General features: G+C 38.2%; 12 protein-coding genes and 1 pseudogene. 4 read left to right on the top strand and 9 right to left on the bottom strand.

What is annotated here, in order from left to right:
* Positions 1-89 precede the first annotated feature (89 nt).
* Positions 90-578: a hypothetical protein gene (locus AVJ19_RS07980; protein ID WP_111859224.1), complete on the bottom strand. Its 489-nt coding sequence runs from the start codon at positions 576-578 to the stop codon at positions 90-92.
* Between the two features lie 118 nt (positions 579-696).
* The gene (locus AVJ19_RS07975; RefSeq protein ID WP_111859223.1) at positions 697-2,106 is read right to left on the bottom strand and encodes an FAD-binding oxidoreductase; all 1,410 of its coding nucleotides are present in this window, start codon (positions 2,104-2,106) and stop codon (positions 697-699) included.
* A 338-nt stretch (positions 2,107-2,444) separates the two neighbouring features.
* Between AVJ19_RS07975 and serA the strand changes: the two genes are divergently transcribed.
* Both serA and AVJ19_RS07965 read left to right on the top strand, forming a co-directional pair.
* Positions 2,445-3,677, top strand: coding sequence for a phosphoglycerate dehydrogenase (serA, locus tag AVJ19_RS07970; protein WP_111859222.1), 1,233 nt, complete (start codon positions 2,445-2,447; stop codon positions 3,675-3,677).
* 177 nt (positions 3,678-3,854) lie between these two features.
* Entirely contained in the window at positions 3,855-4,745 is an 891-nt protein-coding gene (locus AVJ19_RS07965; RefSeq protein ID WP_111859221.1) for an EamA family transporter, read from the top strand.
* Positions 4,746-4,769: 24 nt separating this feature from the next.
* On the opposite strand, the gene AVJ19_RS07960 is transcribed toward AVJ19_RS07965, so the two are convergent.
* Together AVJ19_RS07960 and AVJ19_RS07955 are read right to left on the bottom strand one after the other, a co-directional pair.
* Positions 4,770-5,471, bottom strand: a complete 702-nt coding sequence (locus AVJ19_RS07960) for a metallophosphoesterase (RefSeq protein WP_111859220.1) — start codon at positions 5,469-5,471, stop codon at positions 4,770-4,772.
* Positions 5,472-5,483: 12 nt separating this feature from the next.
* Positions 5,484-6,929, bottom strand: a complete 1,446-nt coding sequence (locus AVJ19_RS07955; protein ID WP_111859219.1) for a tetratricopeptide repeat protein — start codon at positions 6,927-6,929, stop codon at positions 5,484-5,486.
* A gap of 238 nt (positions 6,930-7,167) precedes the next feature.
* Here AVJ19_RS07955 and AVJ19_RS07950 point away from each other — a divergent pair, with 238 nt between their 5' ends.
* Positions 7,168-8,037 carry an EamA family transporter gene (locus AVJ19_RS07950; RefSeq protein WP_111859218.1) on the top strand — a complete coding sequence of 290 codons (870 nt, stop codon included), beginning with the start codon at positions 7,168-7,170 and terminating at the stop codon, positions 8,035-8,037.
* A 64-nt stretch (positions 8,038-8,101) separates the two neighbouring features.
* On the opposite strand, the gene AVJ19_RS07945 is transcribed toward AVJ19_RS07950, so the two are convergent.
* Positions 8,102-8,869, bottom strand: a complete 768-nt coding sequence (locus tag AVJ19_RS07945; RefSeq protein ID WP_111859217.1) for a sulfite exporter TauE/SafE family protein — start codon at positions 8,867-8,869, stop codon at positions 8,102-8,104.
* A gap of 24 nt (positions 8,870-8,893) precedes the next feature.
* On the bottom strand, positions 8,894-9,799 hold the full coding sequence (gene truB / locus AVJ19_RS07940; RefSeq protein WP_111859216.1) for a tRNA pseudouridine(55) synthase TruB: 906 nt from the start codon (positions 9,797-9,799) through the stop codon (positions 8,894-8,896).
* Between the two features lie 272 nt (positions 9,800-10,071).
* On the opposite strand from truB, the gene AVJ19_RS07935 reads away from it, so the two are divergent.
* A complete protein-coding gene (locus tag AVJ19_RS07935) occupies positions 10,072-10,737 on the top strand; it encodes a hypothetical protein (RefSeq protein WP_213067212.1) in 666 nt (221 codons plus the stop codon).
* 78 nt (positions 10,738-10,815) lie between these two features.
* Here AVJ19_RS07935 and rplS read toward each other — a convergent pair whose 3' ends face one another.
* The 3 genes and pseudogenes from rplS to rimM all read right to left on the bottom strand — a co-directional run bounded on the left by rplS (position 10,816) and on the right by rimM (position 12,675).
* A complete protein-coding gene (gene rplS, locus AVJ19_RS07930; RefSeq protein WP_111859215.1) occupies positions 10,816-11,187 on the bottom strand; it encodes a 50S ribosomal protein L19 in 372 nt (123 codons plus the stop codon).
* Positions 11,188-11,327: 140 nt separating this feature from the next.
* Positions 11,328-12,073: pseudogene (gene trmD / locus AVJ19_RS07925) on the bottom strand (tRNA (guanosine(37)-N1)-methyltransferase TrmD).
* Positions 12,074-12,126: 53 nt separating this feature from the next.
* Positions 12,127-12,675: a ribosome maturation factor RimM gene (gene rimM / locus AVJ19_RS07920; protein ID WP_111859214.1), complete on the bottom strand. Its 549-nt coding sequence runs from the start codon at positions 12,673-12,675 to the stop codon at positions 12,127-12,129.
* Between the last annotated feature and the right edge of the window lie 16 nt (positions 12,676-12,691).

Genomic DNA, 12,691 nt, shown 5'->3' with positions numbered 1-12,691 from the left:
ACTTCATTATTTCAATCACTTCAATGAAACAATAAAACCTAAACGACTAAATTAACAGAACAATATCATTTGAAAAATGAACTATTTATTTATAAGGGTCTGCCCATAATTAAATACTGATCATCTTTTTGCGTAAAATTAAAAATAAAACTCACCTTTTCACTATTATTGAGCATTAATTCTGAATGACAGCTTAATTCACTACCCTCTTCAGTTGCGACTTGCCGCGTCTCAAGTGTTATGACTTTTAAATTATTTGCTAAGGCATATTGGCTTTGATTAAAAGCAGATTTCATCTGTGTTTGTGCACCATTTGAAGTACATGAACGCACATCAGACTCAGTAACCACATTAACATCAGGTTTAAAAATGCGAATGATATCAATAAATCCACTTGGATTTACACTATAAAAACCAATCGCAACACAAATTGCTGCCCCGATCCAACCTAAAAAAGATGAACTTTCACTTTTTGTTTCAGTAGGCTGTATCGCATCATTCGGTGCACCACAATGGATACATGCAGGTGCTCGCTCGCTATAATCTTGACCACAATCCGTACATTTTTTTAAACTCATGTTTCCCCCATTTTAAACATTTATTATTTCATTTATTAATCAATATATTACATGATTTAAAAATTTTTCATATAAAAAAACGCGCCCGAAAGCGCGTTTAAGTCATTCATTTAAATCATTAAAGATCAAATAATTTACCCGGATTCATGATGCCATTTGGATCGAAAACTTTTTTCAAAGCTTTCATATATTCGATTTCTTCGGCAGTACGGCTATAGTCCAAATATGGTTTTTTGGTCATACCCACACCATGCTCGGCAGAAATTGAACCATCATATTTCTTCACAGTTTCAAATACATATTTGTTCACCACCTGACATTTAGCAAAGAATTCATCTTTTGATAAATCAGCAGGTTTTAAAATATTTAAGTGCAAGTTACCGTCACCAATATGACCGAACCAACAGATTTCAAAGTCTGGATAATTTTCTGTCACAATCGCATCAATTTCTTTAATAAATGCAGGAACATGGCTAATCAACACAGAAATATCATTTTTGTATGGAATAAATGGTGCAATCGACTCAGAAATATCTTCACGTAAACGCCATAAATTTTGAACTTGTTCTAGGCTTTGGCTCATCACACCATCTAGCACCCAACCTTGCTCCATACAATGCTCGAAGATTTCCATCGCTGCATCCATGATCGGTTCATACGGTGCTTCAAACTCAAGCAACACATAGAATGGGCACTCAGTTTCAAATGGACGTTGTACATGACCACGATCTAACACTTTTTGCATTGCCAATTCACCAAAGAATTCAAATGCTGTCAGGTCAATTTTACTTTGGAATGCGTGCAATACAGGCATGATCGCATCAAAATCTGGCACACCTAAAACTAAAACTTGTAGATCATGTGGCGCACGTTCAAGTTTAATTTCAGCTTCAGTGACTAAACCTAAAGTCCCTTCTGCACCGATAAATAAGTGCTGCATCGCATAACCAGTCGCATTTTTGATCATGCCTTTATTTAAGCGAATGATGTCGCCTTTACCTGTTACAACGGTCAAACCCAACACCCAGTTACGTGTCATGCCGTATTTAATTACTTTGATACCGCCTGCATTGGTACCAATATTACCGCCGATTTGTGATGAACCCGCAGATGCAAAATCTACTGGATAATACATGCCTTGTTCTTCAGCATAGTTTTGCAGTTGTTCAGTCACCACACCCGCTTGCACACGTACCATACGATCAGCAGGGAAGAATTCTAAAATTTGGTTCATCTTGTCAAAGCTCATGACAATTTCACCATTGGCTGCTACTGCACCCGCAGACAAACCTGTACGACCACCTGATGGCGTAATTGCGACATTAAATTGGTTAGCAAGTTTTACAATCGCTTGAACTTGTTCTGTGCTGGATGGAAAAACGATGACAGATGGATTTGGATCAAAATGTTTAGTGTGATCACGTCCCCAATTTTCGAGGCTATCCGCATCTGTTTTAATGCGGTTTTCACCCACAATTGCGGTTAATTGGGTTAATAACTCAGGTGTTAAAGCGACTGGAGCGTTCATCGTTTGCAGACCTAGCAGAAGTAAACAAGTAGAAAGTGTCTAAAAATAACCCCTTAAAATCGTGTAATTTTTAGACCAATGTGAATATAAAAGCAGCACCGTAAGGACAGGCTATTTTCACGAAGCTTTATTATAAGGCATTTTTCAATAAAACCCTTAAAAAAACTATTTCCATAATGTCACTATGGAAATTACACATTTAAATAGACCATATACGACAAGTTATGTCCTATATTTTGCAAAAATACCTGCAATCATCGTCATAAAGGAAATGTATATCACCCTACGTCCTATGCTATTATATCGCCACTAAATTTGGCCTTTGTAGCGGAGCCGTAATGAGCCAACATCTTTCACTGCCTAAAGATAAAATTCGTTTCTTGTTGTTAGAAGGCGTTCACCAAAACGCAATCGACACATTAAATGCTGCTGGATATACCAACATCGACTACCGTAAAACTGCGCTTGAGGGTGAAGCGTTGAAAGAAGCGGTTAAAGATGCTCACTTCATTGGTATTCGTTCCCGTACTCAATTGACTGAAGAAGTCTTTGAAGCAGCACAAAAACTCATTGCAGTTGGTTGTTTCTGTATTGGTACTAACCAAGTGAACTTAAATGCTGCCATGATTCGTGGTATTCCAGTATTTAATGCACCTTATTCAAATACTCGTTCTGTTGCAGAACTTGTACTTGCTGAAGCGATTCTCCTTCTTCGCCGTGTACCTGAAAAATCAACAGATACACATGCAGGCGGTTGGAATAAATCTGCGGTCGGTTCATTTGAAACACGTGGCAAAACTTTAGGTATCGTGGGTTACGGCTCTATTGGTTCTCAACTTTCTGTACTTGCAGAAAGCATGGGTATGCATGTGATTTATTATGATGCTGTGACTAAATTACCTTTAGGTAATGCACGCCAAGTTGGTTCTATGGGTGAGCTTCTTGCCAATGCTGATGTGGTATCCATCCATGTACCAGATGTTCCTTCTACACGCAACTTCATGGGCAAAGAACAATTTGCTCAAATGAAAGAAGGTTCAATCTTTATCAATGCTGCACGTGGTACATGTGTCATCATCGAAGACCTTGCTGATGCATTAAAATCAGGTCATATTGCAGGTGCTGCAGTTGACGTATTCCCGAAAGAACCTAAAGCAAACGGTGAAGAATTCGTTTCTGCACTTCGTAACATTCCTAACGTGATCTTAACACCACACGTAGGTGGTTCAACCATGGAAGCACAAGCTAACATCGGTTTAGAAGTTGCTGAAAAATTCGTTGCTTACTCTGATAAAGGTATGACTTTATCTGCGGTGAACTTCCCTGAAATTGCGTTACCATTGACTGAAGGTAAACACCGTTTACTTCACATTCATAAAAACGTACCGGGCGTTCTTTCTAAAATTAATAACTTGTTTGCTGAACACGGCATCAACATCTCTGGTCAATCTTTAATGACTAAAGGTGATGTTGGTTATTTAGTGATGGATGTTGATGCAACTGCATCAAAAGAAGCACTTGATACATTGCATGAAGTTGAAGGTACAATTCGCGTACGTGTATTGTTCTAAGACTGTTTGATGTTAAAAGCACAGGGATTTTCCTGTGGCTTTTTATTTTAACAATAGGTCAAATAATGATGGTGATTTTTATCTTTTCTCACCTATTATTCTGATTAAAAAGGTATGATCTATCCGCACTTTAGATATCAAATTTATTTTAGATAGCCACTAGTTGATCATGCCTCAATGCCAAATTTAAAAGCCTCACCACATTTACATGCTTTAATTCTACTGTTCATCGCGATGATCAGTATGCAAAGCAGTGGTGCTCTTGCCAAAATCCTGTTTGATCAATTCCCTGTACTGACCATTTCCGCAATGCGTTTACTCCTTGGCTCATTGATTTTGGCAGTGATCTTTAAAATTTGGCAGGCTGATTTTAAACACGTGAAATGGAAAGCCATTATCAGCTATGGCATCGCTTTGGCAGGGATGAATGCTTTATTCTATTTATCTATTTCACGGATTCCTTTAGGGATCGCAGTTGCCTTTGAGTTTATTGGTCCACTCAGTGTTGCACTATTTCATGCTCGACAACGCTTTGATTTTATTTGGGTCGGGCTGGCAATTTTAGGGCTGATTTTACTTTTTCCCTTTCAACAAGCTTCTGTACATCTTGACCCGATTGGGATTGCATTTGCGCTTGGTGCAGGTGCATGTTGGGCGCTATATATTATTGCAGGACAAAAACCTTCAGGTGTTTCAGGTAATCATACAGTGTGCTTAGGTATGTTTGTTGGGATGTTATGCCTGATGCCAATCGCCTTATTTTTAGGGATGCCATTAAGCGTCTTTGAACCATCGAATCTGATTTATTTTATTGCTTTAGCAATCTTAGCCAGTGCCTTACCCTTTTCTTTGGAAATGATTGCCTTACGAAATTTATCTGCCTTGAGTTTTGGAACTTTGATGAGCTTAGAACCTGCCATTGCTGCATTGTCAGGCTTTATATTTTTACATGAACAATTGCTTTGGACGCAATGGCTTGCTCTAGCAACCATTATCAGTGCATCAATTGGTTGTACTGTCACGACACAACAAGCAAAAAAAGCGCTTGAGAAAGAATTACAAAAGTAATTTTAAATACTGCGAAATACCCATCTAAACCACAATCACTTGCTTTTCTATTGGTAAATCTGGATGTATTTCTAAGACTGTTAAACGCATATCAAAAACAGCACCAGTGTCAATGAAATAACAATTATGGCGTTTGGTGACAAGATCAACCACCGTATGCCCAAAGAAAACTGTATCAATTCCTTGAATATTTTGAAAATTTTTCTTAGCAGAATCTTTTACACGAGAGCGCCCCCAAAGTGCGATTTCACGATATTTTTCAGTATGAATCGTGGCTTTAAATGTTTCCCAGTCATTCTGTTCAATATCACCATGCACAAAACCATACTTTTGCCCTAGATAGTCAACCTCTAAAACAATGGGCATTTCTTGGCACAGTTCAATCACCTGATTTTTATCCGCTTCGGATAAATTATAAAACCATTCTCCGCCATGTTGTGCATGTAAACGTGCCATCATTGGATCAATTGCAGAATACAAGCACATTTCTTCATGATTACCAATGATGCTTTTAAACCAAGGCTCATGAACCAACTGTAAACATTTTAAACTTTCAGCGCCACGATCCACCAAATCCCCCACACAAACCAATAGATCCTGCTGAAAATTAAATCGAAGTTTGTCAAGCGTTTGCATTAATTCGTCATAGCAACCATGCAGATCACCCACCACAAACAATCGTCCTTGTGTGTGCTGATAATATTCAATGGGGTTGTTGAACTGCATGATTTTCCTCGTTTATAGCGCAATAGCACTGGCTTCGATATGCTGATTTTGCTGTGCCAAAGTCAAATATTTTTCAGCATTTTTCTTGTTTTTACGGATACCCAAACCCTGTGAATATGCTTGATACAATTCAAAATACGCATCAACATCCCCACCATCAGCCGCTTGTTGTAACAAGTTCACAACTTGTTTCAAATCAACATCAACGCCTTGCCCTGCTCGATACATTTGTGCCAACAAATAAGAAGCACGTGCTGACTTTGCTTGCTGTGCTACATCTAACCATTGAATCGCTTGAGAAAAGTGTTGTTGTCGTTGTTCATAAATTGCCATACATAGTATTGCTTGAACATGCCCATTTTGCGCAGATGCAGTCAACAGAGCCAAATGACGAGGATCATCAAGATTGAGTAACATTGCCAATTCAAACTGTGCATCTGCATTGCCTTGTTGTGCTGCTTGATCTAACCACTGTATCCCTTGTTCAGGATTTTTCTCTGTACCAATACCTATACGTAAACATTGTCCATAAGAAAATTTTGCCGCAGCATGCCCATGTAATGCTGCAAATTGTAGGAACTGGTAAGCCTGTTGATTTAACAATTCTTTTTCTACTTCATCATCTATGAGGTCAGCTTTGCGTAAATTGTCGATTGCAACCCAATACGATGCTTCCACATGTCCAAGTTGTGCTGCTTTAACAAAGAATGCATACGCAACATTCGGGTCACCTTTAGGATCTTTTTCTTCCACTAAAGCACGTACATAACAACCATATGCATCATTTTGCTCTTGCGCTTTTTGTGCATATTTAAAGGCTTTTTTGTCATTGCCTTGTTTAAAATATTGGAATGCCAATAACGCACTGGCAAAACTATCTTTTTGTGCCAAATCTTCTAATTTTTCAATGACAATATTTTGATCAAAAGCCAGATTTTCAATACAAGTTTTTAAACTTACTTCATGTTGATGTTGTTGATAATTATGAACTAATAAATTTAACGCTGCATCAGGATTATTTTCTAAAATATGCAATGCAGATGCATAAATTGCTTCAGGATGATTTAAGTCTACAGCTTGCTTTAAATAGTCTAAACCTTGTTCTACAGTTAAAGTTGGACTTAATGATTGTAAGCCAATATGTGCCAATTCCACCATTGCCAATGCATCACCAAGTTTTACTGCATGTTGGAAAAATAAAATCGCTGACTCGATATTTTGCGATACATAATGTCCCAATAGATGCCATTGCCCTAAGCGAGTACTGGCGGCTGCAAAATTATTATTTGATGCATTGACCAAAATATCCACACGTTGCTGTGCCTCTTGATCTGTGTAAGCTATGTTTTGTTGTTCTAGTGCTAAGACATGTTGATAATTTACGGCATGATCATCCCCATAACCAACCGTATCTTTTACTTCTAAAGCTTCTGTCTTGTCTATTTTAGTGTCTGACATTTTTCTCTTACCTAACTAATTACATCAAAATTTTACATTTTTCATTGTTGTATTCTCTTAAATATATTTCACTTTTCATCATTCTAAAAACGATCAATACACATAAAAGAAATCTTAGCGTTTGAATTTTTAAACACTTCAATTTAAAACATTCTAAGGCATTTATATCTGAATGAGAACCTGCCTTTTTGAAATAATAAAATGCTAGAATTGCACAATATTCCTACTTATCTGCACTATGCAAAACTCTCAATTCCTTGCTGTATTTTATATGATCATGTCGATGGTGGCATATCAAATCAGTGCATCATTTGCCAAACAGCTTTTTGAAGTACTAGACCCACTCACAGTGGTCACACTACGCCTGTGTTTTGCATCTATTTTAGTTTTTGTGATGTTCCGTTCATGGAAAATTATCAAACGCTTGCCGTATTTAAAATGGAAAGATTTACTATTTTATAGTGGCTCAGTTTGTTTAATGAATGTGTTGTTTTACGCATCACTTGGCAAGTTACCACAAGGTATTGCTGTCGGTTTAGAGTTTCTAGGTCCCTTAACTTTGGCACTTCTTTCAATTCAGCGCAAAGTCGATTATATCTGGGTATGTCTTGCTATAGTCGGGATAGCCTTAATGGTGCCTTGGCAAGATGCTAATCAACATAATTTTTCATATTTAGGTGCTGCATGTGCAATTGGTGCAGGCATTTTTTGGGCATCTTATATCTATTTTGGGCAACGAGTTGTTCGCCAAAATATTGGTATGCATGCACTAACCATTGCCATTGCATTATCTGCATTGGTGATGTTACCAATCAGCGCTGTACATAATCCAACTGCATTGATGCAAACACAATATTGGGGACATGCATTGATGATTGCATTATTAGCAACTGCAATCCCCTATGCTTTAGACTTAATGGCACTCAAAACATTAAGCAAACTTAGTTACGGAACTTTATCGAGTTTATCTCCTGCTTTAGCTGCGATCGCAGGTATGGTATTACTCAAAGAACATATTAGCCTTTGGCAAAGCCTTGCTTTGGTATGCATCATGGTTGCATCAATTGGTGTAACTTTTAAACCTAAAAGCCAAGCAATTGAACACTAAGAAAAAAGCGCTGAAATGATCAGCGCTTTTTTTTATTTTGAAATATTGTGGAATAAAAAATGACTCAAACCCAAAACATTTGATACGCCAAACGACAAATCAAGATACTGACCAAAATCAAAAATAAAATTCGAATAAAACCACTGCCATATTTTAATGCCATTTTTACACCAACCAATGAGCCGCAAACATTGGCAACCGCCATCATCAAGCCCAACTGAAACAACACATGCCCTGTCGGAATAAAAAAACTTAATGCTGCAAAATTGGTCATAAAATTACCAATTTTCGATAATGCCGAAGCATGTAAAAAATCAACTTTTAAATAACGAATAAAATAGAAAATAAAAAAACTACCCGTCCCCGGACCAAAAATTCCGTCATAAAAGCCAATCAATAAGCCCCCCACACCTGCCAAAATCAGCACTTTTCGTGTAATTTCTTGCTGTATATGGACTTGACCAAATTGCTTTTTCATCAAGGTATAGACTGCAATCACGATCAACATGAACAGTACAAATGGACGTAAGATCTCTTGTGGAATCAACGAGACACAAGCAGCCCCGCCAAAAGCACTCACAAAAGCAGTCACAGCAATTACTACTAATAATTTCCACTGAATTTTAACTTGGCGTAAATAAGAAAATGCTGCGGATGCTGTACCACAAATCGAAGCCAATTTATTGGTTCCAAAGATTGTTGCAGTAGGTGAGTGCGGCAGTGCTCCCATTAAAGCAGGGATTTGAATCAAACCACCACCACCCACTGCTGCATCAATTGCACCTGCACAAAAAGCAAAGAATACCAAGCTCAGTATCAGTTCAAGTTCCATCAACTTTCCCTTACATCGGATGCATTACAAGTTCAAAACACGTTTTGGCACAAGACGCTTCTTCTCTGTAATTTCAGCCAAACCTAAACATTTTTCACCATCAAAAACCACCACTTGCGCCGTTGCAGCATGATCAATATTACTCTCCATGCCTCGACTAAAATATTCAGCACGTCCATCAGGCACCTGAATTTTTGGAAAATGGTCAATCGGTGCATATACAGGCAATAACAATGCTTCACGCTGTTGTTCAGTTAAACTTTCTAAATATTCAATGGTAAACTCAGGATTTAGTTCAAATGCTCCTGTTTGAATACGATGCAAATACGTTAAATGCCCGTAAGTACCCAAAGCTTTGGCAATATCTTCACCTAAAACACGGATATATGTTCCTTTTGAACAGGTCACATCTAAAGTCAAACTATTTGCAGTAAATGACAATAATTCAATTTGATCAATCGTAATTGGACGTGCTTCACGCTCAATCTCAATACCCTGACGAGCCAACTCATATAAAGGTCGACCTTGTTTTTTAAGTGCCGAATACATTGGGGGAACTTGCAGAATATCCCCTGTAAATTGTGCCAAAACTGCTTGGATTTGCGCTTCAGTCAGTTCAGGTACAGTTTGTTCGAGTAACACCTCACCTTCAACATCACCTGTTGTTGTGCTGTGTCCCAAATGAACTGTGGTCTGATAACGTTTGGTTGAGTCGAGTAAAAAATGCGAAAATTTGGTCGCCTCACCCAAACAAATCGGCAATAACCCCGAAGCTAAAGGGTCTAATGCGCCAGTATGCCCACCTTTGTCTGCACGAAATAACCAACGTACACGTTGCAAAGCTGCATTTGAGCTAATGCCAAGTGGTTTATTCAATAAAAAAACGCCACTAATCGGGCGACGCTGGATTTTAGGTGCAGATGATTTCATAACAAAACTAAGCAATATTCTTAGTCGCCATGTTATCAATCTCAGCGAAAAATTAACAATGATCTATCGGATTATTTGCAAAGGGAATGATAAATTTATACTTATTTTCCTATATAAACGCCCATAAAATAGGTTTAAAAACTACTTTACACATAAAAAAGTACGAACTTGAAAACGTTTAAAGTAACTGATAGCATTTCAAAATATTGAATAAATTCATTAAAATAGAACACTATTTCACAACACTACAAGCATTTTTTTCAGGAATCGCGATGAAACTCTCAAGCTTTATAAAATTAACACTACTCAATATCACATTGATCTCATCTTTCACACTTTATGCAAACCCAGTGAATAGCTATAAAGGTATTCCAAAACAAGATCCTCAATTCGCACAATTCTTACAAAATAATAAAAACAAAGTCGTATTATTGGATTTAACCATTAAAAATCCAAATGAATTTGATGATATTACTTCAGGATATCGAGGTGTTAGCCCAACTTTTTACGTTGCTCCAATGGGAAAACAAGATTTCGAGGTATTTATCGAATGTGACAAAATTGATAATCCAAATGCCGAAGATACCATCGGAAAATGCTCTCCCTATGTCACTTGGAATAAAAAAACAGGTAACTTGAAAGGTAAATTTACCATAAAAGACCAAGGTAAAAATAAAATGGGCAGTAGACTTTTTTATATTGTCGCTGAAAAAAGTAGTCAAATGACTGTGGTTGTCAAAGAACATTTAGGAATGAGTGAATCAGGCGATGGTTATGCATTTACCACGAAAGATGGTCATGAATTTTTTGTTTATAATGCAGGAGGCGCTATATCGCTGAAAGGTGAATCAAACATTATTGAAAATGCCACAATTTGCTTAAAACTGAAACCTCAAGATGGCACAATCAGCTCTATTTCTAAAGGTAAATGCCAATAGATAGTCATGATCTAAAATATAAAAATAAGACATAAAAAATGCGCCAAAAGGCGCATTTTTTCACACGTATAAAACGAATTATTTCGCTTTACGTGCTGGTAATTTTTCACGAATACGTGCAGCTTTACCAGACAATTCACGAAGATAGTAAAGTTTAGCACGACGAACGTCACCACGACGTTTCACTTCGATACCAGCAACGATTGGAGAGTGAGTTTGGAAAACACGCTCAACACCAACACCGCTAGAGATTTTACGAACAGTGAAAGCAGAGTTCAAACCACGATTTTTAATCGCAATTACAACACCTTCAAAAGCCTGAAGACGTTCACGATCGCCCTCTTTTACTTTTACAGAAACGATCACTGTATCACCTGGTGCAAAAGCAGGGATATCAGATTTTAATTGTGCATTTTCAATAACTTGAACTAAAGGATGCTTACCGCTCATGGGGTATCTCCGATATATGTGGGTCAGAAGAGGTCTGAATACCACTGGGGACAGAGGCTATATCGCATATCAACCCGATTATCTTTCTCTTTATTGTTGACCATCTCAACCAATAAAGAGCCTATTAAAGAATACTCAAATTAATTTTGAGTATCAGAATCCCGAAGCCATTTTTTTTGCTGCTTGGTCAACTCTACTTTTTCAACCAATTCAGGTCGACGTTCAAGTGTGCGTTGATAACGCTGCAAAACCGCCATTTTTCAATATTTGCATGATGCCCAGATTTTAATACCTCAGGCACATCCAAACCTTCAAAATGGTCTGGCTTGGTATATTGTGGACAGTCTAAAAGACCATCTACAAATGAATCTTGTACGTGTGATTGTTCATCAGACATTGCATTCGGCAAACGTCGAATAATACTGTCTAATAAAACCATCGCAGGCAATTCACCACCTGACAAGACGTAATCTCCAATTGACCATTCCTGATCAACATATTGTTGGATCAAACGCTCATCAACACCTTCATAACGACCACACAACACAATCAATCCATCATAATCAATAAATTGTTGTACCGCAGATTCATTTAAGGTCTTTCCTTGCGGTGACATATACACCACAGGGACATGAACTGCTCCCGCTTGCACTGCAAGTTCTTTGGCACGATGGATTGCTTTGCTTAGAGGCTCCGCCATCATCACCATACCTGGACCACCACCAAATGGACGTTCATCCACTCTTTTGTAGTTGCCCTCAGCAAACTCACGCGGATTGATACAATGGACTTGAATCAAATCACGTTTTGCTGCGCGTCCGCTAATCCCGTAGGCTGTAATCGCTTCAAACATTTCAGGAAACAGCGTAATGACTGCAAAAAACATCGCAGACTCCTCTATTTTCCTGCTGCGTTCATTCTTTAAAATAAATTTAAGAATTAATAATCCACGCCCCAATTCACGTAGATACGACCAGCTTCAAGATCAACACGTTGTACGATATCTTTATGCCACGGAATCATGCGCTCTTCGCCATCAACGCTGTCGGATGTTGCACGAACAACCATCACATCGTTAGCGCCTGTTTCAAACAGTTCATGGATTTTGCCGAGATTAACTTCTTGCTCTTGATCATCCAAACCTAACACAGTTAAGCCTTTCAAATCAGTCCAATAGTACTCGTCCACACCCGCTTGAGGCAGTTGAGACTTTGAAATCCAGACATTTGCGCCAACAAGATTATCTGCACCGGTGCGATCAACTACACCTTTGAGCGAAACAACCAAGCCTTTGCCATGTGGTTTCCAACGTTTTACATCAACCATTTGCCAACCTGCTTTGGTCTCAATATACCAAGGCAGATAGTTAAAGATATTGCTCATCGGTTCTGTATTGGAATAGACCCAGAGCCACCCATTTAATCCATATGCTGAACGTAACTGTCCAATCTGAATACGATCTTCGGGAACATTCTGTGTTGGTGTCATGGGCAATCTACTACTT

The organism is Acinetobacter sp. CFCC 10889 (genome assembly GCF_003268395.1).
Lineage (GTDB): Bacteria > Pseudomonadota > Gammaproteobacteria > Pseudomonadales > Moraxellaceae > Acinetobacter.
Note: the sequence above shows the minus strand (reverse complement) of the source record. Positions and strands in the feature narration are given on the sequence as shown.

Coding starts and splice junctions, on each gene's coding strand:
- AVJ19_RS07955 (WP_111859219.1), bottom strand. CDS start 6,929: ATGTCAGACACTAAAATAGACAAGACAGAAGCTTTAGAAGTAAAAGAT.
- AVJ19_RS07965 (WP_111859221.1), top strand. CDS start 3,855: ATGCCAAATTTAAAAGCCTCACCACATTTACATGCTTTAATTCTACTG.
- AVJ19_RS07960 (WP_111859220.1), bottom strand. CDS start 5,471: ATGCAGTTCAACAACCCCATTGAATATTATCAGCACACACAAGGACGA.
- serA (WP_111859222.1), top strand. CDS start 2,445: ATGAGCCAACATCTTTCACTGCCTAAAGATAAAATTCGTTTCTTGTTG.
- AVJ19_RS07945 (WP_111859217.1), bottom strand. CDS start 8,869: ATGGAACTTGAACTGATACTGAGCTTGGTATTCTTTGCTTTTTGTGCA.
- rimM (WP_111859214.1), bottom strand. CDS start 12,675: ATGACACCAACACAGAATGTTCCCGAAGATCGTATTCAGATTGGACAG.
- AVJ19_RS07975 (WP_111859223.1), bottom strand. CDS start 2,106: ATGAACGCTCCAGTCGCTTTAACACCTGAGTTATTAACCCAATTAACC.
- truB (WP_111859216.1), bottom strand. CDS start 9,799: ATGAAATCATCTGCACCTAAAATCCAGCGTCGCCCGATTAGTGGCGTT.
- AVJ19_RS07935 (WP_213067212.1), top strand. CDS start 10,072: ATGAAACTCTCAAGCTTTATAAAATTAACACTACTCAATATCACATTG.
- AVJ19_RS07950 (WP_111859218.1), top strand. CDS start 7,168: ATGCAAAACTCTCAATTCCTTGCTGTATTTTATATGATCATGTCGATG.
- AVJ19_RS07980 (WP_111859224.1), bottom strand. CDS start 578: ATGAGTTTAAAAAAATGTACGGATTGTGGTCAAGATTATAGCGAGCGA.
- rplS (WP_111859215.1), bottom strand. CDS start 11,187: ATGAGCGGTAAGCATCCTTTAGTTCAAGTTATTGAAAATGCACAATTA.